Genomic DNA, 20,613 nt, shown 5'->3' with positions numbered 1-20,613 from the left:
ATTAATCAGCCCTCGCGCCCCGCTCGCAACTCTTGCCAGCGGATGACGGAACTGACACCCAGCTGGGTAATTATTTTGGGTGGAAGTTTGCTGGGCCCTGGTGCGCGGTTGAACTCATCGAGAAACGGCGACTGAGTTCCCGTTGCCAACTCGGCGGCCATCACGCCCGCCAAGGTGCTCTTGACTGTACCCAGGCCGTTTTCACAGCAGGCCGAGTACAGATTGTCTTCTATCTCACCGAATGCCGGAGCACTGTTGCGACTCAGGCACAGGCGCCCTGCCCAGCTGAATTCCAGCGGCGTCGATTTCAGCTCGGGGAAGCGCAAGTCCAGAGAATGGCGCTGCTCCTCGGCGACTTCAGCAACGCGCCTGGGCGTGACCTGAATGCTCGGGTCGTAGGTGAAGCGGGTGCGAATGACGATCCGCGACAACCCCTCGTGGGTGATCTTGCGTACTGTGGCGCCCATCGGGTCAGCGGGCAGCAAGGCCCAGTTCGGCTGGCCGGTGACCGGTTGGCCGAACTGCTCATGACTGTAAGCCGCAGTCATGGACGCATAGGTGAAGACATGCAGCAGGCGCCCGCCGAAATGGCCGAAGTCTTCGATATGGCCGTTCACCGCCAGGATCACCTTCGGCGCCGTGACCGATCCGCGATGGGATACTGCACGCCAGTCGTTGCCGACCCGGGACAGCTCAATGATCGGCGAGCGCTCAAACAGACTGATCTTGTCCCCAAGCCCGGCGGCCAGGTCGCGGATATATTGCGCCGGCTGAATCATCACCGCGCCGGGGGTGTAGAGCCCGCCGTGGTAATAGTTTGAGCCGGTGATTTCGCGCATCTGCGCGGCATCGAACAACTCGAAACGCTCACCAATACGCTTGAGCGAAGCGGCGTAGTTGATGTTCAGCTTATCGCCGCGATCGGTTGCCGCTGCGTTGATCTTGCCCGACGGGTCGAAGGTCCCGGCGGACATGCCGTACTCCAGCGCAGCCTGCCCGGCAAAGCCAATGGCGAAGCGGTTCTGGGCAATTTCCAGTGCCGTGGCCGACTCCCCCGCCACCGAGTATTCACCCGACGACAGGCTGTGTGGCACGTCGATCATAAAGCCGGAATTGCGCCCTGCCGGGCCCTTGGCAACTTCGTGGGCATCGACGACCACGATACGCTCGCCGGGCCGCAGTTGAGCCAACCGGCGCGCTGCGGACAGGCCGGCGAAACCGGCGCCGATAATCAGCCAGTCTGCCGTCACGGCCCCATCAAGCATGTGGATGGGAGCCGTGCGCGTGGAAGTCGCCTCCCAGCCTGAAACCCCGGTGTCTACCGGCAGACGCTTGATGGTGTGGGTGCTCATTTTACGGTCTCATCAACCGACCGATCAGACACATCGATCCAGATGGTTTTGATTTCGGTGTACTGGTCGTGAGCAAACACCGACTTGTCGCGACCACCGAAGCCCGACTCCTTGTAGCCACCGAACGGCGTCGAGGCATCGCCTTCGCCGAAGCAGTTGACGGTGACGATCCCGGCGCGAATCTCGCGAGCCAGCTTGATCGCCTTGCGCAGACTGCCGGTGTAGACCGAAGCCGCCAGACCGTAAGCGGTATCGTTGGCCAGGGCGATGGCTTCGGAAATCGAGGTGAACGTCGTGACCGACAGTACCGGGCCGAAGATTTCTTCCTGGAACAGACGGCTGTCACGGTCCACGCCATCGATCACGGTAGGCTGTACGAAAGCCCCGCCCTGAGTATCACCGCCGTAGACCACGTCCAGTTTCCCGGCAATGGCGTATTCGAGGTAGGACTTCACTTTCTCGAAGTGATCGCTGCTGACCAGAGCGCCGACACGGTTCTGCGGGTCGAGGGGGTCGCCCATTTTCCATTCGCGGATATAAGCACCCATGCGCTCGAGCAACTCGTCCTTGACCGACTCGTGCACCAACAGACGCGAGGTGGCCGAGCAGTTCTCGCCCATATTCCAGAACGCACCATTGACGATGTGCTCGGCAACCAGATCCAGGTCTTCGGCATCGTCCATGACCACGGCCGGGTTCTTGCCGCCACACTCCAGCACCACGCGCTTGAGGTTCGAATCCGCCGAGTAATGCAGGAAGCGGCGGCCGGTCGCAGTCGAACCGGTGAAGCTGATCATGTCGACGTCTTTGTGCAGACCGATGGGCTCGCCCACCGCCTTGCCGGTGCCCGTAACGATATTCAGCACGCCCGCTGGCACACCGGCTTCGAAGGCCAGTTCAGCGACACGCAGGGTGGTCAGGCTGGTCTGCTCGGCAGGCTTGACGATCACCGAGCACCCGGACGCCAAGGCCGGGCCGATTTTCCAGGCTAGCATCAGCAGCGGGAAGTTCCACGGCAACACGCAACCGACCACACCGATAGGCTCACGCACGACCATGGTCAGGGCATCATTGCCGACCGGTGCGGTGTGGTCATACAGCTTGTCGATGACTTCGGCATGCCAGCGCAGGGTATGAATGGTGTCCGGTACATCGACCATCTGGCACTCACGCACCGGTTTGCCGCTGTCCAGGCTTTCCAGCACAGCCAGTTCATGGCGATTGTTTTCCAGCAATTTGGCGAACTTGAGCAGCACGGCCTTGCGCTCGCCCGGTGCCAGCAGCCGCCAGCGGCCATCGTCGAAGGCCTCCTTGGCTTTGCCCACGGCATAGTCGACGTCTTCGCTGGCACAGGCCGCAACATCGGTGAGGAACTCACCGGTCGCCGGGTTGATCGTGGCAAAGGTATTGCCCGACAACGCCGGTTTGAATGAGCCGTTGATAAAGGCATTGGAGGGGTACGACATCGACTGGGCGATGGCGGCATATTCGGCCGCAGTAAGCAGATCACGCATGGCTGGCTCCCGAGGTGATGTGGGCGACGGTGCGCTTCACGTTGGTGATGACGGTCTGAAGGCTGCGCTTGTCATCCGCGTTCAACGGACGCAACGGGGCACGCACATCACCGACTTTCAGGCCGTTCAATTCGCAGCCAAACTTGATGCATTGCACGAACTTGCCGCCGTCCAGGGCATTCATCAGCGGCATCATGGCCGACATGATCTGGCGCCCCTTGTCGAAGTTCTTCTCGACCACGCAGGCTTCATACAGCGCGATATGTTCCTTGGGCAGAAAGTTGGAACCGGCGCAGACCCAGCTGCGCGCGCCCCAGGCAAAGAACTCCAGAGCTTGATCGTCCCAGCCGCAGGACAGCGCGATGTGCGGGAACTCACGGGCCAGCAGGTGCACGCGGCCCATCTCACCGGAACTTTCCTTGATGGCGACCACATTCTTCGACTTGCCGACGCGCGCCAGATAGTCCTCGTTCATCTGCACGCACATGCGGCCCGGATAGTTGTAAAGCATGATCGGCATATTGGCAGCGCGATCGATGGTCAGGGCGTGAATGGCGTTTTCCTGATCGGTCGGCAGCGCGTACGGCGGCGTAGTGACCAGAATGGCATCGGCCTTGATTCGCTTGGCATCTTCGGCGAACAGCACGGCATCTTCGGTCCGAATGGCACCGGTGCCGATGATCAGCTGAGTGCGCGAGCCGATCACGTCCTTGGCCCGGGCGGCCAGTTTCAGGCGCTCTTCGGCGGTCTGCGCATAATATTCACCGGTGGAACCACCGATGATAATGCCATGCACTTTCGCCTCGACCAGAGACTCCAGCACTTCGCTGAAGACGCTCCAGTCTATTTCCCCATCGGGGGTATGAGGCGTTACCGCAGGCGTGTAAATACCTTCAAATCTCAAGACGATTTCTCCGAAGATGAATGACCGGGAATATCGACACGCGCATCGGTTTTAAGGCCTTGCGGGGCGATATACATTTCCATGTCTTCCCGGGACAGTTCCCAATGTTCAAACACAAGATCTACTACTGAACCTTCATCGCGCCGCTCAATGGCCTCGATGAACAGGTCGTGGTGCCCGGCCGATTGATCGAGGCGCTCTTCCATCTGCTCGTTGTTCGGCCGGAAAAACGTGTAGCCGATACGGGCGTGGTCGATCAGCAGGCGTTCCAGGCTCGGCTGCAGATACTGGTTGCCGGCCATTTCGCCCATGATTGCGTGAAAGCGGGTGTTCTCCACCGCCATCGCCAGGGCGTCACGATCGATCGTGGCCTTGCGAAAACGGTACTGGGTTTCCTTCAACTCGATCAGTTGGCGCTGCTTGAAGTTCTGCACGGCCAGGCGACCGATCGCGGCATAGATCATTGGCGCAACCAGAAAGAAGTTGCGCAGTGTCGAATGATTCATGGGGATGACCCGGGCACCGCGGTTCTCGCGAATATCCAGATAACCCTCCCCCGCCAGACGCCGGAACACTTCGCGAACAGGGGTACGGGACAGACCGTAGCGTTCGCTGAGAATGACCTCGTCCAGTGCTTCGTCAGGGTCCAGCTCCATGGTCAGGATCTGGCGCTTCAAGTCTTCGTAAAGAGTGCTTTTGCCGTTTTTCACAAACGACCTCCGGAGGTTGTTAGCCACGCTTTGTGGCTGGCCGATGGATGCAGATTCGCATGGGTCTATAGGGCGGTCAATAGAATGTATTTCTTATGTATACATTGAAAATACGTAAAAAACACCGAGTGTATTTTTATTTTTCCTTTGCTTTCATGGAGTTAGTTTTCAGTGGAGAAATCACGTGGTCGTTTACAGGAAAGTGGCTTGTCGTTTTTTGAATAGGCGCGGCGATGACCGGTGCGGGGCGATCAGGGGATGGTTGTTTCTGCCCGACAGAGTGGTGTGTGTTCGCGACATGGTTTTTAGGGAGACATAGTCTGGGACCGGCTTTAGCCGGGAAGACCATGGCTCGGACAACAGAGATAGGCTGAATCTACAGCCCTCTTCCCGGCTAAAGCCGGTCCCACAAAAAGCACATCAGGTCCTGCTTAATAACTGAACCCATGCCCCAACTCACTCTCCATCCACTCAAGAAAGCGCCTTACCCGAGGAAAGCTGGAATGGGCCCGGGGAAAGACCAGGTGATGGGCTGCCACTGGTGCGCTCAACGCCTCGGGCGCCACTTCCACCAGCTCCCCTGAAAGCAAATACTTGTGCGCCAACAGTGAGCTTTCCAGGGCAAAGCCAAGGCCATGGCTGGCGGCTTCCAGGGTCATGTAGGAACGGTCGAAGCTCAGTTCATAGGGTTTCTCCGGGCGTGCCAGGCCGTGCTGGGCAAACCAGTCGGGCCATTTGAGTAGCGTTGTTTCCGAGAGAATCAAAGGGCTGTGCAGCAGGTCGGCAGCCTCACTGATCGGCCGTTGCGCCAGCAGCTTGGGCGAGGCCAGGACAGCGAAGGATTCGTTGCAGATGGTGCGCACTTCATAGCTCGGCCAGTCGGGCACGCCATGGCGGATATCGACGTCGATCTTGTCGCGGCTGAAATGCCGGGGCTCGTAGGAACACGACAAATTGATCTGGATATCCGGATGGCTCAAGCGAAACGCCTCCAGCCGCGGCATCAGCCAGAGCAGGCCGAAACTCGGTGCCGAGTGCAGACGCAGGCAATCCAGGGCGGCATCGCTGCCGGCGCGCTCGGTGGCCACGGCCAGGCTATGGAGGATCCCGGAAATCTCCCGCAGATACTGCTCCCCCACCGGCGTCAGGCTGACGCCACGGGCCGCACGGACGAACAACTGGCGACCGATCATGCCTTCCAGCTTGGCCAATTGATGGCTGACCGCCGAGGGTGTCAGATCCAGCACTTCGGCGGCACGGGCCACGTTGCCGAAACGTGCGGTCTGCTCGAAGGCCTGAATTGCTCTCAGGGGTGGGAGGATTTGCGGGGCGTCGGTGAGTGTGCGCATGGAGAGCGGCTCCGTTGTTATTTTTTTACCAAACTACCTGAGCGAATAAGACCCGGCAAACGCCGTACGCCTTGTAGGACCGGCTTTAGCCGGGAAGACCCTGGTTCAGACGACGCAAATGTGTTGTATGCACCGGCCCTTTCCCGGCTGAAGCCGGTCCCACAAAAGATAGGGCTTCCCTTTGAGAGCTGAATTTTTTTCAGCACCCAATGACTTTTGCGTTATTGCTCAGCCCCTGCCCCCGGCACAGGATTGACCCCGAATCGCATCCCAATAAAAACAATTCGAGGTAACCCTCATGCTGCTTCAAGGCAAAGTTGCAATCATCACCGGCGCCGCTTCCGCTCGCGGTATCGGCCGTGCCACCGCCGCCATCTTCGCCGCCCATGGCGCCCGGGTAGTCATTCTCGATCTCGATCAATCCGCTGCCCGTGACGCCGCCGCTTCCCTGGGTGCTGAACATCTCGGCCTGGCCGCCAACGTCGCCGACGAAGCCCAGGTCAGTCAGGCGGTGCGCCAGATCAGCGAACATTTCGGCCGCATCGACATACTGGTCAATAACGCCGGCATCACCCAACCCTTGAAGATCGTCGATATCGGCCGCAGCGACTACGACAAGGTCCTCGACGTCAGCCTGCGTGGCACCCTGTTGATGTCCCAGGCGGTGATCCCGCTGATGCGCCAGCAGGCCAGCGGCAGCATCGTCTGCATGTCTTCGGTCTCGGCGCAGCGTGGCGGCGGTATCTTCGGCGGCCCGCACTACAGCGCGGCCAAGGCCGGTGTACTGGGTCTGGCCAGGGCTATGGCACGGGAACTGGGGCCGGACAATGTGCGGGTCAACTCCATCGCCCCCGGCCTGATTCAGACCGATATCACCGGCGGCCTGATGCAGGATGAGCGCCGTCACGCCATTATCGACGGCATCCCCCTGGGCCGCCTTGGCGCCGCCCAGGACGTGGCCAACGCCGCGCTGTTCCTGGCCAGTGACCTGTCCTCCTATCTGACCGGCATCACCCTGGACGTGAACGGCGGCATGCTGATCCACTGATCCACAGATGTATGCGCGCCGGCTCATGAGGCTGGCGCTGTTCCGATCGACGTTGCAGCCGTCAGCTGCCAATAGAAACAAAGAGATCAGACCATCATGACAACCCTGTCCCTGGAAGCGGTCGTCACCGTCCGCTCCAACGCCTATCGCAAGACCGCGTGGCGCCTGATGCCGTTCCTGATGTTGTGCTACCTGTGCGCCTACCTGGACCGCGTCAATGTCGGCTTCGCCAAACTACAGATGATGAACGACCTGGCCCTGAGCGAAACCGTCTACGGCCTCGGCGCCGGGATGTTCTTCCTTGGCTACTTTCTTTGCGAAGTGCCGAGCAACCTGATCCTGCACAAGGTCGGCGCGCGGCGCTGGATCGCCCGCATCATGATTTCCTGGGGGATCATCTCGGCGCTGTTCGCCTTCGTCGAGACCGCCTGGCAGTTCTATGGTCTGCGTTTTCTCCTCGGTATCGCCGAAGCGGGCCTGGCACCGGGGCTGCTGCTGTACCTGACCTACTGGTTCCCGTCCTATCGCCGGGCGCGCATGACGGTGCTGTGGTTCGTCGCCATTCCCCTGTCCGGAATGATCGGCGGCCCACTGTCGGGTTTCATCATGGCCAAATTCGCCGGTTTTCATGGCTGGGCGGGCTGGCAGTGGATGTTTGTCATCGAAGCCATCCCCACCGTGATCGTCGGCCTATTGGTGCTGGCCTACCTTAAGGACGGCGTGCACCAGGCCACCTGGCTCAATGACGATGAAAAGGCGCTGATCAACAAGGAACTGGCCGAGGACAACAGCCGCAAGGTCAGCCACGCCTCCCCTGCCGAGTTCCTGCGTGACCGGCGCCTGTGGCTGCTGGCCGGGATCTACTTCTGCGTGGTCATGGGCCAGTACGCCATTACCTTCTGGCTGCCGACTCTGATCCGTAACGCCGGGGTCTCCGACCCGCTGCATATCGGCCTGCTGACCAGCCTGCCGTACATGTGCGCCATCGTCGCCATGCTGTTGATGGGCCGCAGCAGCGACAAGCACCGCGAACGCCGCTGGCACCTGATCATTCCGATGATCGCCGGAGCCATCGGCCTGACCCTGGCGGCGCTGCTCGGCGGCAACCTGCTGCTGTCGGTGCTGAGTCTGTGCCTGGCCGCATCGGGTGTGCTGTCGGCATCCTCGCTGTTCTGGATGTTGCCCACCACCTTGCTGGGCGGCGTTTCGGCTGCGGCGGGCATCGCCGGGATCAACAGCTTCGCCAACCTCGCGGGTTTCTGCTCGCCCTACCTGATCGGCTGGATCACCACCAGCACCGGCTCCAGCGCTCTGGGCATGTACCTGATCACCGCAGTGCTGTGTGGCGGGGTCCTGCTGGTCCTGCGCATTCCAGCCGCCTCGGTCAACCGTTAAGACGAAGACATCGGAGTAATCACCATGACTGCTACAGCCGCTAACCAAGGGCCTGCACTCAAGCAGCGCGCCTATAACATTCGTCGCCATGCCCTGCGCATGGGCCAGGTGCAGGGCCAAGGCTACGTCGGCCAGGCCCTGGGCGCTGCCGACCTGCTGGCCGTGTCCTACTTCCACGCCCTGCGCTATCAGCCCCATGACCCGGAGTGGGAAGGCCGCGACCGTTTCTACCTGTCCATCGGTCACTACGCCATCGCCCTGTATGCCGCGCTGATCGAAGCCGAAGTCATCCCCCTCGACGAACTGGAAACCTACGGCACCGATGACAGCCGCCTGCCCATGTCCGGCATGGCCGCCTACACCCCCGGCATGGAAATCACCGGAGGCTCCCTCGGCCACGGTCTGGGCATCGCCGTTGGCGCCTGCCTGGGGCTCAAGCGCAAACACTCGGATTCGTTCGTCTACAACCTGCTGTCCGACGGCGAACTGAACGAAGGCTCGACCTGGGAAGCGGCCATGTCGGCCTCGCACTGGAAGCTCGACAACCTGATCGCCATCATCGATGTGAACAACCAGCAGGCTGATGGCCATTCCAGCGAAGTCCTGGCCTTCGAGCCCATCGTTGATCGCTGGCAGGCGTTTGGCTGGTTCGCCCAGAGGGTTGACGGCAACGATATCGAGGCACTGGTCAGCGCCTTTGACGCCGCCCGCAGCCATAGCGGCGCACAACCCCGGGTGATCATCTGTGACACCAAAATGGGCAAGGGCGTGGAGTTTCTGGAAAACCGCGAAAAGACCCACTTCATTCGCGTCGATGAAAACGAATGGGATGTGGCATTGGATATTCTTCAGGGGGGAAGCGACAAATGAGCAGCGCCAACACAGCAGCAACCGGCAAGAAACGCCTGACCACCTCGGCGATGATCGCCTCCATCGCGTCCGAAGGTCAGGCCACGCGCGCGGCGCCCTTTGGTCATGCCCTGGCAGCCTTGGCCGAGCAGCGTTCCGATATCGTCGGGCTGTCCGCCGACCTGTCGAAATACACCGACCTGCATATCTTCGCCAAGGCCCATCCCGAGCGCTTCTACCAGATGGGCATGGCCGAACAACTGCTGATGAGCGCCGCCGCCGGCATGGCCCGCGAAGGTTGCGTGCCCTTCGCCACGACCTACGCGGTATTCGCTTCGCGACGCGCCTATGACTTTATCTGCATGGCCATTGCCGAGGAGAACCTCAACGTCAAGATCGTCTGCGGCCTGCCCGGTCTTACCACCGGTTACGGCCCGAGCCATCAGGCCACCGACGACCTGGCGATCTTCCGCGCCATGCCCAACCTGATGATTGTCGACCCCTGCGATGCCGTGGAAATCGAACAGGCCGTCCCCGCCATCGCCGCCCACCAGGGCCCGGTGTACATGCGCCTGCTGCGCGGCAACGTGCCGGTGGTGCTCGACGAATACGGTTACAAATTCGAGATCGGCAAGGCCAAGACCCTGCGCACCGGCAACGATGTGCTGATCATTTCCACGGGCCTGATGACCATGCGCGCCCTGGAGGCCGCCGAACTGCTCAAGGCCGATGGCGTCGATGTCGCGGTGCTGCACGTGCCGACCATCAAGCCCCTGGACGAACAGACCATCCTCGCCGAAGCGCGCAAGAGCGGGCGGCTGGTGGTCACCGCAGAAAACCACTCGATCATTGGTGGCCTGGGTGAGGCGGTTGCGAGCGTATTGCTGCGCAATGGCGTAACCCCGACCTTCCGCCAGATCGCCCTGCCCGACGCCTTCCTGGATGCGGGTGCCTTGCCGACGTTGCATGACCGTTATGGGATTTCCACCAGTGCAGTCAGTGCGCGAATAAAAGCCTGGCTTTAAACACTACGCAGCCTCGCTACCGCGAGGCTTGCCCGCAATCCGAACCTGTAGGAGCTGCCGAAGGTTGCAAAGAGGTTGGTCTGATACACCGCTTTCGCAGCGTTCGGCAGCGCCTGCAAAAAGATCATTTCAATTCAGGCCGCTGCCGTCGGACGGTTGCACCGAATCCCCCTCCCCCCCTATGATTCGCCCCGTCGCTGCATACCAGCGATCGGATTTGGCGATCCGCATCCATTTTACGCAACAGCTGCAAGCTCGGTTGCTCCACTCTCTGTGGGCACTGATATGGCAGCTGTGCGCGGGAGACTTTCGAGTCTGCCGGGTAAAGTGGACCGGTTCGCCAACCCGCGTACAGCTGCCACCCTGTTTCGTTTGGCGACGAGACGGCGGCAGAGTTATCACCACTTATGGATGTTCCCGTATGACTCGCTATATACCGTTAAGTACTACCTGCAATACCGTCCTGTTCATCAACCCCGATGCCCCGTTAAGCGACCTGCACAGCGTCGCCTACGAACGCCTGATGGCGGTGAAGAACCTGATGCAATGCCTCGACGGCGCCCGCAAGCCCGACCCCGACGAACAGGACCTGACCCACATCGCTCATGCGGCAAGCCTGCTATTGCAGGATGGTTGTGACGTGCTGGAGGTGATGGAGGTACGGTTGACCGATAGACCTGCGGGTTAATCCACGCTCGCCCGGCGAACGTCGAACGGTGGGACCGGCTTTAGCCGGGAAGGCGCAGGTGTATTCGATAAAACTCTATCGTCTGCAACATTGCCTTCCCGGCTGAAGCCGGTCCCACCTGACAACCATCCAGCCAAAAAAACTGAACCCCCGCAAACGCCCTCAGTCGACATTTCCATGCCGTCCGTTACGGCTGTTCCCAGCCCAACAATAAGGAATGTTAAACATGGCTCACAACCTCGCTCACACTTTCAAATCCAGCGCCCTGGCGCTTGCACTTACCCTTGGCTGCCACAGCGCCTTCGCCGCAGAAAGCCCGCGCAGCTTCATCGATGACGCCTCGGCCGCCGGTGTCGGGGAAATCCAGGCCGGGCAACTGGCCCAGGAAAAAGGCGTCGCCGCAGATGTCAAAGCGTTCGGCGCGATGATGGTTGAAGACCATACCCTAGCCAATAACAAGCTCAAGGAAATCGCCCAAAGCAAAAAGCTGGAAGTCTCCGAAGACCCGACCGTTATGGCCAAAATCAAGACCATGATTCTTGACCTGCGCAGCGCCAAATCCTTCGACCAGGCCTACGCCAACAATCAGGTCAAGGCCCACGAACAAGCGGTCAAGCTGTTCGAGGAAGAAGCGGCAGGCAGCGAGGACGCACAACTGCAAGCCTTCGCCAAAGAGACCCTGCCCAAGCTCAAAGAGCATCTGGCAAAAGCCAAGGAATTGGCAGCGGCTCATGGTGGGGATGCGGCTAAAGAATAAGGGGCGTCCTCGCAACGCCCTCACCCCGGATCAGGCCCGCGCCGCCCCGCTGATCGCCCCATGCTTGGCGAGCGTAACGGGCGCTGCGGCCTGACTGCTTTCCGGCTCCGGATCGCCATTGAGAGCGCGGTTCATCTTCTCGGTATCCAGCGCCCCGACCCACTTGGCAATGGCCATGGTGCCGACGCCATTGCCAATGGTGTTGGTAATGGCCCGGGCTTCGGACATGAAGCGATCTACCCCTAGCAACAGGACCATGCCCGCCACCGGAATGGTGCCCAATGACGCCAGGGTTGCAGCGAGGATGATAAAGCCCGAGCCGGTAACCCCTGCCGAGCCTTTGGAGGTGAACATCAGCACCGCCAGGACGATCAACTGATCGGTCAAAGTCAGCGGCGTATTGGTGGCCTGGGCAATGAAGATCGCGGCGATGGTGTAGTAGATCGCCTGGCCGTCCGGATTGAAGGTCAGGCCCGAAGGAATGATCATCCCCGCCACCGGCTTTGACACCCCTGCCCGCTCCATTTTCGAGATCATTTGCGGCAACACCGATTCCGAGGAGCTGGTGCCCAGCACGGTGAACAACTCCTCTTTGATAAAACGCAGGAACTTCCACAGGCTGAAGCCGCTGTAGCGACAGATCGGCCCCAGCACAAAGATCACGAACAGCGCACAGGTCAGGTAGACGCAGGCCATCAGCTTGCCAAGGGAAAACAGCGAACCGAAACCGTATTTGCCGATGGTAAAGGCGATGGCGCCGAAGGCGCCGATGGGTGCCAGGCGCATGACCATATTGACGATGCGAAACATGCCTTGCATCAGGCTGTCCAGGGCATCAACGAACACCTTGCCCCGTGGCCCGACCTGAGCGAGCGCGACGCCCAGCAGGATCGAGAACAGCAGGATCTGCAACACGTTGCCCTTGGCGAATGCGTCAACGATGGTGTCCGGGATGATGTTCATCACGAACTCCATGAAAGAGCTGTGCTTGGCCGCACTGGTATAGGTGGCAAGGCTGGAGGTGTCCAGGCTGGCGGCATCGATGTTCATGCCGGCGCCGGGCTTGAAGACGTCCACCACTATCAGCCCCAACACCAGGGCCAGGGTAGAGACCACTTCGAAATACAGGAGCGCGCGAAAACCGACGCGACCCAGTTCCTTCATGCTTTCCATGCGCGCGATACCCGAAACCACGGTGAGGAAAATCACCGGCGCCAGAAGCATTTTGATCAGCTTGATAAAGGCGTCACCCAAGGGTTTTAGCGACGTGGCAGTGTCGGGGAACAGCTCACCGACGAGGGCGCCGAGGATCACGGCGATAAGAACTTGTACGTAGAGTTTGCCAACTATTCTTTTCATGACAGGGCCCTGATTTTTTATTGTTGTCAGGAAATGCCAAGGGTGCAGAACTGCCCCTTGGCGCTATGCCGCAGTACTGTTTTGAATCAGCGGTTGATCAGCTCCAGCACCGCATCGGTGATCTGCCGGGTGGTGGCGGTGCCGCCCAGGTCCGGGGTGTGCAGGCCGCTTTCAGTGACCGCCTCGATGGCCGCCATCAGTTGCCGGGCTGCTGCCGGTTCGCCGAGATGTTCGAGCATCATGGCCGCAGTCCAGAAAGTCGCGATGGGGTTGGCCACGCCTTTGCCGGTGATGTCGAAGGCCGAGCCATGGATGGGTTCGAACATCGACGGAAACTGCCGCGACGGATTGAGGTTGGCGGTGGGCGCAATGCCCAGGCTGCCGGACAGGGCTGCCGCCAGGTCAGAGAGAATGTCGGCGTGCAGGTTGGTAGCGACGATCACATCCAGAGTCGCTGGCTTGAGCACCATGCGGGTGGTCACGGCATCGACCAGTTCCTTGTCGATGTGCACATCAGGGAAGTCCTTGGCCACCTCGTAGAAAATCTCGTCCCACAGCACCATGCCATGGCGCTGGGCGTTGGATTTGGTGACCATGGTCAGGTGCTTGCGCGGCCGGCTGCGGGCCAGTTCGAAGGCGAAACGATGAATACGCTCGACCCCGGTCCGTGTAAATACCGACACCTCGGTAGCCACCTCCTCCGGCAGGCCCCGGTGTACGCGACCGCCGTTGCCGGAGTACTCGCCCTCGGAGTTTTCCCGCACCACCACCCAGTCGATCAGGTGGCCGTTGTGCAGTGGGCTTTTCACCCCCGGCAACACCCGAGCCGGGCGGACGTTGGCGTATTGGTCGAAGCCCTGGCAGATCGGCAGGCGCAGGCCCCACAGGGATATATGGTCGGGAACATTCAGAGCACCGACCGCACCGAAGAAAATCGCGTCGAAGGTTTTCAGCTCGGCCAGCCCGCCCTCGGGAATGTAGTAGCCGTCTTTCAGGTAATTGTCGGAGTTCCAGTCGAAGTGTTTGAAGTCCAGGGCAAAGCCGGATTTATTCGACAGTGCCTGCAACACCTCAACACCGGCGGCGATCACTTCCACGCCAATACCGTCACCTGGAACCGCAGCAATTGTGTATGCATTCATGATGGTTTCCACTCTCTCAAAGTTCTTGTTTTACCTGGCGAACCGGACTGTTCAAGCAGGGGTTGAGGGGAGTATATGTAGTGACTTCAAAGCAGTGAGTTACTCAAAATCACTACATCCATAACTTTGAGTTACGAATGAATCAGACTCTGGATCTGTCGTTTTTCTACCTGCTGGCCAAACAAGGCAGCCTCGCCGCCACAGCCCGGGAACTGGGCGTGACGCCGCCCGCCGTGAGCAAGCGCTTGAGCACCCTGGAGGCGCGTCTGGGGATCCGCTTGGTCAATCGCACCACCCGTTCGATGAGCCTGACCACCGAGGGCGAGCTGTACTTCTCCCATGCCGCGCGCATCCTCACCCAGATCGATGAAGTGGAGCAGTTGGTCAGCAGCAGCCGTGCCACGCCCAAGGGCCTGATCAGGGTCAACGCCTCCCTGGGCTTTGGCCGCCGCTATATCGGCCCGGCTTTGGCCGCGTTCTTTGCGCGCTACCCGGAGGTGGAGATCCAGCTGGAAATCAGCGACCACCCGCTGGACCTGACCACCCACGGCTTCGACCTTGGCATTCGCTTCGGCAGCCTGCCGGACGCGGCCTTTCATGCGCGCAAGATCGCCTCCAACCGCAGGCTGCTGTGCGCTTCACCGCTGTACCTGGAAAAGCACGGCGTGCCAGAACGCCTGGCCGACCTGCAACAACACAACTGTATCTTCCTGCGCCAGAACGAAACGCCCTATGGCGTGTGGAGCTTCACCAACGGCGGGCGCACGCAGAACATCAAGGTGCGCGGCGCCCTGGGCTGCAACGATGGTGAAGTAGCACTGAACTGGGCGCTGGAGGGCTATGGCATTCTCTTGCGCGCCGAATGGGATATCGCCCGCTATGTACGCAGCGGCCGCCTGCGCCTGGTACTGGAAGACCAGACACCGACCCGGGCCGACGTCTACGCCGTCTACCCGCAGCAACTGCACCTGTCAGCCAGAGTGCGCAGCCTGATCGACTTTCTGGTCGAACGGTTTGAGCATATTGATCATCTGGGGGAGGATGAAGTGCATTGAATCGCTAGCTTCTGGCGTTGCCCGGATGCTTAGCAAAATGGGACCGATGGAGCGCGGCAACGGTATTGCGAAAGCCGAGGAAGATCGCCAGGGTCAGCCCCCACAGGGTGAAAGGCGTAGCGGTGAGGATGACCTTGAAGTTGAACAGCGTACCGTGAATCGCCACCACCGCCGAACTGACCAGCACGGTAAACAGCACCTTGCGCCAGATGGCCGGAATGATCGAGCCCTTGAGGGAGAACAACAGGGTCAGGGTCGAGAGGGTTTTGGGGCGGATGATCAAGGGGAATTCCTGAATACATTGAACCGGCGTGCTTTTCTGTGGGACCGGCTTTAGCCGGGAAAGCGCATTCCCGGCTAAAGCCGGTCCCACATTATTAACGCCAGGCAACCGGGCCAATCATGCTCAAATATCTCTTTTCATCAATGCCGCAAACAACGGCGCCAACTGCTCTGCTGGCAATGCTTTGCTGAAATGAAAACCCTGCACTTCATCACACGGGTGACGCTGCAGGCATTCCAGTTGTTCAAGGGTCTCCACACCTTCGGCCGTGACCCGGATACCGAGGGCGCGCCCCAGGTCGATTACCGCCTGAACGATGGCCTGATCGGTACCATGGTCGATCAGGTGGGTGATAAAGCTGCGGTCGATCTTGATGCCATCCAGCGGGTAGCTGCGCAGGTAGGCCAGGGATGAGAAGCCGGTGCCGAAATCGTCCAGGCTCAGGCGTACGCCCAAGGCCTTGAGGCCGTGCAGGGTGCTGAGAGCGCCCTGGGTATTTTCCAGAAACACCCGTTCGGTGATTTCCAGCTCAAGGCGTGAAGCGGGCAAACCGCTGCTGGCCAGTGCCTCGCTGACACTGGCGACGATATCTTCGCTATCGCTGAACTGGCACGGCGACAGGTTGACCGACAAGCCAATGTGATCCGGCCAGTTCATTGCCTCGCGACAGGCATGCTCCAGCACCCAGCGCCCCAAGGGCAGGATCAGCCCCGTGTCTTCGGCCAATTCGATAAACACGTCCGGCGCCAGCAAGCCCTGGCGCGGGTGCTGCCAACGCACCAGAGCCTCGAAGCTGCGCAAACTGCCGTCGGCCGTGGCGTAGCGCGGTTGGTAGTGCACGCGCAACTGGCCTTCGCGCAAGGCCTGACGCAGCTCCTGTTCGAGCTGCTGACGGGCGAGCAGTTGCGCGCTCATGGTTTCGTCATACAGGCACCAGGTATTACGCCCGTCCGCCTTGGCCTTATACAAGGCGATATCCCCCATGCGCAGCAGTTCGCTCGCGCAGTGCCCATGCTGCGGCGCCAGAGCGATGCCGATACTGGTGCCGACGGCAACCGTATGGCCGTCGAGGTGAATGGCGTCGCACAACCGGCCCACCAGATGGGTACAAAAATCGCTGATCGCCGCCTGATCCAGACCGCCGGGAACGACCACGATGAACTCGTCCCCGCCCAGACGCGCCACCATACCGTCCGCCGCAACCGCGTCATGCAAGCGCCGCCCGACTTCTTGCAGCACCTGATCACCGGCGGCGTGACCCAGGGCGTCGTTGATCGGCTTGAAACGGTCCAGGTCGAGACTGAGCAGCGCCAGGGGTTGTGGGGTTTGCTGGTCGAGTTGGCTGGCGAGGAACTGATGTAACTGGTAGCGATTGGGCAAACCGGTGAGCGAGTCATGCAGGGACAAATGATGCGCTTGGGCCTGGCTGCTGCGCAGCGCATCGATTTGCGCATCGATCTGCCGGGCCGAGGCAATGGCGTAGCGCAGCAGTACGATCAGTACGCCGGTCAGGGCCAGGACCCCGGCGATAAACAGGGGCAGGGTCTGTTGCAGCAAGCCCATGCCCGGCTGCGGCGCGCGCCAGTTGAGCAGGATGTTCGATTCCAGCAACGGCATGCTTTCATGATCGGCCATGGGCTCGCGGGAAACCGTCATGCCCGGCAGGCCGTAGGTTTCGCTCAAGTGGTTGAGCTTGGCGGCATCGGGCACCGACACGAACATCATCACCGAAGCCGGGCCAGGGGTAACCTCAATCAGCGGGTCCCAACCCGGCGAGATGCTGGAAGCGGCAACCAGTGCCGGGGTTCCGGCTACCCGCAGGGCACGGACCACACCGTCGCTGTCGTTGGTCGACGCCCTCGCCGCTGCTATCAAGCCGTTGAGATCGCCTTCCAGCCAGTCGCTGGCCTGGATATCCGAGGTCTTGCCATCGATCACGGCATAGACAGTACGGTTCTGAGGGCTGACGACCAGCACACCGTTGTAGCCGTAAAGTTCGTAGGGAATGTCACCGACATTGCGCTGATCGTCGGCCCAGACCTTGTCCACCGTCATATGCAAGTGTTTGTAAGCCTCACCCCACTTGCTGTAGTTGATGATGTTGCGTCCCACCTCATTGCGCACCTGGTCCAGGGTGCGGGCAATGAACATGCGCGAGCGCTGCTGCACGTCGAGGTCCTGGCTCAGGGCATTCTTGACCAGCAGATAGCCGCCCAGGCCGATCAGCAGCAATAAGGCGCAGATGGCCGGAAGCAGACGCAGGATCAGTTGATGGCTGCGGCGGGTGGCATCCCAGGCAAAAGTGGGTTTGAACATGGCGACGGACTGGCTGATGATTGCATATCGCTATCCTACCCGGCGCCTTGGGGTTGGGCCAGTTGTTAGCTTTCAACGGCGAGATTTAACGGCATGTCAGAACCGTTGGAGCCGGGCTTGCCCGCGAAGAGGTCGGTACATTCAAAAATATTCCAAACCGAGACCATAGCTTTCGCGGGCAAGCCTCGCTCCAACCTAAACTGCGTTAAACTGCGCGCCTTTCGGGCAGCCCTTCTGCCCACTCTGCCCAGTAAGTCTGCCCCATGCCTATTGATTTCAGTGTCGACCCGCTCACCCTGGCCGCTCTGGCGGTCGTCGCCTTTGTTGCCGGTTTCATCGATGCCATTGCCGGTGGCGGCGGTCTGTTGACCACCCCTGCTCTGATGACCGCCGGTCTGCCGCCGCATCTGGTGCTGGGCACCAACAAGCTCAGTTCGACCTTTGGCTCGGCCACCGCCAGTTTCACCTTCTACCGGCGCAAACTGTTCTCGCCCCGGCAATGGCGCCGTGCCCTGATCGGCACGGCGATCGGCGCCCTGATCGGCGCGGTGATCGCTCACTATCTGCCCGCCGCCTGGCTGAATCAGATGCTGCCGGTGATCGTCTTCGCCTGCGGCCTGTACCTGCTGTTTGGCGGCACGCCCAAGGCGCCGCTGGACAGTGATGCGCCGATCAAGAAAAAGTGGCAGCTGCCCCAAGGTCTTGCCCTGGGGTTCTATGATGGCGTTGCCGGGCCGGGTACGGGGGCGTTCTGGACGGTCAGCACCCTGCTGATCTACCCGCTGGACCTGGTCAAGGCCAGCGGCGTGGCGCGCAGCATGAACTTCGTCAGCAATGCTGCCGCCTTGTCGGTGTTCATCTTCACCGGCCAGGTCAACTGGCTGCTGGGCCTGACCATGGGCTCGGCGCTGATGGTCGGCGCCTTCCTTGGCGCGCGTACGGCGATCAAGGGCGGTGCCAGATTCATCCGCCCGGTATTTATCACCGTGGTTCTGGGCCTGACCTTACGCCTGGCCTGGCAGCACTGGTACGTCGGTGCCTAAGCGTCGCGCCACGTAGCTGTCGATCAGGTAACGGGCGATGGAGCGCCCGGCCGGCAGCGGCGGCAGGTCGTGAACCGAAAACCATTGTGCGTCTTCGATTTCATCGGCCTGTGGCACGATCTCGCCGCTTTCATACTCGGCATGGAAACCCAGCATCATTGAATGCGGGAACGGCCAGCACTGACTGCCCATGTACTGAATATTCCTGACCTTGACCTGCACCTCTTCCATCACCTCGCGGTGCACGCAGTCTTCGACCGACTCGCCCGGCTCGGCAAACCCGGCCAGGGTGCTGTAGACCCCGGTAACGAAGCGCGGTGAACGGGCCAGCAGGATCTCGTCGCCACGGGTGATCAGCACGATCATGCTCGGCGAGATACGCGGATAGAAGCGCAGGTTGTCATGCTCGCAGTACATGGCGCGCTCGCCGGGGATCTGCGTGGTGGGCCGACCGCAGGCCCCGCAAAAGCGATGCTCCCGGGCCCAGGTGCTGATCTGCGCGGCGTAGCCGAGCTTCTGGTAGACATCGAAGTCACCCTGCAACATGAACTGGCGCAGGCCCTGCCAGTTGCAGCCCTCGACCTCCTCGGCCTGGCTGACCACCAGCAGGTATACCGGTTCGCCATCGAAATGACCGATGCCATGCTCGCTGATCACCGCCAGTTCCTGACGCTTGAGCCATTCACGGGGAAACATCACGCCGTTGCCGTCCAGCAGGAACCCCTGGTCACTGTGGACGACCGCCCAACCGCCTGGAACTTCGATATCCAGTACGGCAGTTGTCCAACGCTTCGGGCGGATCATGAAAAAACTCCTCTGCTTTAAAGGGTCGCGATATATCTCGCTACCTTACACGGAACTCAGTCCTCAAAGCGGGGCTTTTGCTTGGCCATGTGCGCGGCCATCGCCAGCTTGAGGTCTGCCGATTGCAGCATGGCGGAGTTCCAGATGGCAACGTGTTCGAGACCGTCTGCGATCGTGTGATCACGCATATAGGTGATCATTTCCTTGGTCCCGGCAATGGCGATCGGCGATTTGGCGGCGATTTCCCGGGCAATGGCAAAGACGCCGTCGAGCAGCGCGGGCTGATCGGCAAAGGTGCGATTGACCAGGCCGATGCGCTGGGCTTCCTCGGCTCCTACGTTGCGCCCGGTGTAGGCCAGTTCACGCATCATGCCGTCGCCGATGATACGCGGCAGGCGCTGCAGGGTGCCGACGTCGGCGGCCATGCCCATATCGATCTCGCGGATGGAGAATTGCGCATCCTCAGCGGCATACCGCATGTCACACGCCGAGATCAGGTCGATTGCGCCGCCGATGCAATAACCCTGGATGGCCGCCAGAACCGGCTTGCGGCACTTGTCCACGGCGGTGAACGACGCCTGCAACTGGCGAATCTTGCGCTGCAGAATGCGCGCATTACGGCCCGCATCCTTGCCCAGCTCGTTGGCCACCGAGGCCAGCATCATCAGGTCGATACCGGAAGAAAAGTGCTTGCCTGCACCGCTGAGAACCACGACACGGACTTCATCGGTGTCGTCGGCCCACTGAAAAATCTCGATGATTTCCGACCAGAACGCCGCATTCATGGCATTGATTTTCTCGGGTCGATTGATCTGCACATGGGCAATGTTATCGGTCAGCTCAACCAGAAACGCTTGATAGTCAGGCACGGCGACAATCCTTCGAACGGGGAGAAAGGTCTTGGACTATATCAATCCCGAGGGCACCGTCGCAGGGCGTGGTTGTGCCATTTCCCGGACTCGGGCGCCTGTTTTACAAGGCAAAAAGCCATTGTTTTTCGCAGATATTCGGAACGGTCCA

The 20,613-nt window shown here is 60.6% G+C and carries 19 protein-coding genes; 8 read left to right on the top strand and 11 right to left on the bottom strand.

The annotated features are described in order from the left end of the window. Window positions 1-5: 5 nt before the first annotated feature. From AC1Z24_RS13670 to AC1Z24_RS13650, 5 genes are all read right to left on the bottom strand, one after another. Window positions 6-1,352 (bottom strand): NAD(P)/FAD-dependent oxidoreductase, encoded by a 1,347-nt coding sequence (locus AC1Z24_RS13670; RefSeq protein WP_483746087.1) that lies wholly within the window; start codon window positions 1,350-1,352, stop codon window positions 6-8. Then, window positions 1,349-2,866 carry an aldehyde dehydrogenase gene (locus AC1Z24_RS13665; protein WP_483746086.1) on the bottom strand — a complete coding sequence of 506 codons (1,518 nt, stop codon included), beginning with the start codon at window positions 2,864-2,866 and terminating at the stop codon, window positions 1,349-1,351. The genes AC1Z24_RS13670 and AC1Z24_RS13665 overlap by 4 nt, the downstream gene beginning before the upstream one ends. After that, complete coding sequence (locus tag AC1Z24_RS13660) at window positions 2,859-3,770, bottom strand: dihydrodipicolinate synthase family protein (RefSeq protein WP_259105208.1); 912 nt, start codon at window positions 3,768-3,770, stop codon at window positions 2,859-2,861. Before AC1Z24_RS13660 ends, AC1Z24_RS13665 begins: the two co-directional genes overlap by 8 nt. Next, the gene (locus tag AC1Z24_RS13655) at window positions 3,767-4,480 is read right to left on the bottom strand and encodes a GntR family transcriptional regulator (protein WP_483746085.1); all 714 of its coding nucleotides are present in this window, start codon (window positions 4,478-4,480) and stop codon (window positions 3,767-3,769) included. The genes AC1Z24_RS13660 and AC1Z24_RS13655 overlap by 4 nt, the downstream gene beginning before the upstream one ends. A gap of 431 nt (window positions 4,481-4,911) precedes the next feature. Further along, window positions 4,912-5,829 carry a LysR substrate-binding domain-containing protein gene (locus AC1Z24_RS13650; RefSeq protein WP_483746084.1) on the bottom strand — a complete coding sequence of 306 codons (918 nt, stop codon included), beginning with the start codon at window positions 5,827-5,829 and terminating at the stop codon, window positions 4,912-4,914. A gap of 298 nt (window positions 5,830-6,127) precedes the next feature. Between AC1Z24_RS13650 and AC1Z24_RS13645 the strand changes: the two genes are divergently transcribed. The 6 genes from AC1Z24_RS13645 (at window position 6,128) to AC1Z24_RS13620 (ending at window position 11,591) form a co-directional block, all read left to right on the top strand. Next, the gene (locus tag AC1Z24_RS13645) at window positions 6,128-6,877 is read left to right on the top strand and encodes an SDR family NAD(P)-dependent oxidoreductase (RefSeq protein WP_483746083.1); all 750 of its coding nucleotides are present in this window, start codon (window positions 6,128-6,130) and stop codon (window positions 6,875-6,877) included. A gap of 96 nt (window positions 6,878-6,973) precedes the next feature. After that, window positions 6,974-8,272 (top strand): MFS transporter, encoded by a 1,299-nt coding sequence (locus AC1Z24_RS13640; protein ID WP_483746082.1) that lies wholly within the window; start codon window positions 6,974-6,976, stop codon window positions 8,270-8,272. A 24-nt stretch (window positions 8,273-8,296) separates the two neighbouring features. Further along, window positions 8,297-9,142 carry a transketolase gene (locus AC1Z24_RS13635; protein ID WP_483746081.1) on the top strand — a complete coding sequence of 282 codons (846 nt, stop codon included), beginning with the start codon at window positions 8,297-8,299 and terminating at the stop codon, window positions 9,140-9,142. Beyond that, window positions 9,139-10,146 carry a transketolase family protein gene (locus AC1Z24_RS13630; protein WP_483746080.1) on the top strand — a complete coding sequence of 336 codons (1,008 nt, stop codon included), beginning with the start codon at window positions 9,139-9,141 and terminating at the stop codon, window positions 10,144-10,146. The genes AC1Z24_RS13635 and AC1Z24_RS13630 overlap by 4 nt, the downstream gene beginning before the upstream one ends. A gap of 421 nt (window positions 10,147-10,567) precedes the next feature. After that, window positions 10,568-10,834, top strand: coding sequence for a hypothetical protein (locus AC1Z24_RS13625; RefSeq protein WP_483746079.1), 267 nt, complete (start codon window positions 10,568-10,570; stop codon window positions 10,832-10,834). A 226-nt stretch (window positions 10,835-11,060) separates the two neighbouring features. Beyond that, window positions 11,061-11,591, top strand: a complete 531-nt coding sequence (locus AC1Z24_RS13620; RefSeq protein ID WP_483746078.1) for a DUF4142 domain-containing protein — start codon at window positions 11,061-11,063, stop codon at window positions 11,589-11,591. A gap of 30 nt (window positions 11,592-11,621) precedes the next feature. Here AC1Z24_RS13620 and AC1Z24_RS13615 read toward each other — a convergent pair whose 3' ends face one another. Further along, complete coding sequence (locus tag AC1Z24_RS13615; RefSeq protein WP_483746077.1) at window positions 11,622-12,950, bottom strand: dicarboxylate/amino acid:cation symporter; 1,329 nt, start codon at window positions 12,948-12,950, stop codon at window positions 11,622-11,624. An 86-nt stretch (window positions 12,951-13,036) separates the two neighbouring features. Next, entirely contained in the window at window positions 13,037-14,092 is a 1,056-nt protein-coding gene (locus AC1Z24_RS13610) for a tartrate dehydrogenase (RefSeq protein ID WP_483746076.1), read from the bottom strand. A gap of 137 nt (window positions 14,093-14,229) precedes the next feature. Here AC1Z24_RS13610 and AC1Z24_RS13605 point away from each other — a divergent pair, with 137 nt between their 5' ends. After that, on the top strand, window positions 14,230-15,147 hold the full coding sequence (locus tag AC1Z24_RS13605; RefSeq protein ID WP_483746075.1) for a LysR family transcriptional regulator: 918 nt from the start codon (window positions 14,230-14,232) through the stop codon (window positions 15,145-15,147). Window positions 15,148-15,151: 4 nt separating this feature from the next. On the opposite strand, the gene AC1Z24_RS13600 is transcribed toward AC1Z24_RS13605, so the two are convergent. Continuing rightward, window positions 15,152-15,430: a hypothetical protein gene (locus AC1Z24_RS13600; protein ID WP_483746074.1), complete on the bottom strand. Its 279-nt coding sequence runs from the start codon at window positions 15,428-15,430 to the stop codon at window positions 15,152-15,154. A gap of 123 nt (window positions 15,431-15,553) precedes the next feature. After that, the gene (locus tag AC1Z24_RS13595) at window positions 15,554-17,746 is read right to left on the bottom strand and encodes a bifunctional diguanylate cyclase/phosphodiesterase (RefSeq protein WP_483746073.1); all 2,193 of its coding nucleotides are present in this window, start codon (window positions 17,744-17,746) and stop codon (window positions 15,554-15,556) included. A gap of 263 nt (window positions 17,747-18,009) precedes the next feature. Between AC1Z24_RS13595 and AC1Z24_RS13590 the strand changes: the two genes are divergently transcribed. Further along, window positions 18,010-18,789 carry a TSUP family transporter gene (locus AC1Z24_RS13590; RefSeq protein ID WP_483746072.1) on the top strand — a complete coding sequence of 260 codons (780 nt, stop codon included), beginning with the start codon at window positions 18,010-18,012 and terminating at the stop codon, window positions 18,787-18,789. Here the strand turns inward: AC1Z24_RS13590 and nudC are convergent. Both nudC and AC1Z24_RS13580 read right to left on the bottom strand, forming a co-directional pair. Then, window positions 18,751-19,593, bottom strand: a complete 843-nt coding sequence (gene nudC / locus AC1Z24_RS13585; RefSeq protein WP_483746071.1) for an NAD(+) diphosphatase — start codon at window positions 19,591-19,593, stop codon at window positions 18,751-18,753. The genes AC1Z24_RS13590 and nudC overlap by 39 nt on opposite strands. 56 nt (window positions 19,594-19,649) lie before the next feature. Continuing rightward, a complete protein-coding gene (locus AC1Z24_RS13580) occupies window positions 19,650-20,462 on the bottom strand; it encodes a crotonase/enoyl-CoA hydratase family protein (protein WP_483746070.1) in 813 nt (270 codons plus the stop codon). Window positions 20,463-20,613: the final 151 nt, after the last annotated feature.

The organism is Pseudomonas sp. JL23 (assembly GCF_056933585.1).
This window is presented reverse-complemented; position numbering and strand designations above follow the sequence as displayed.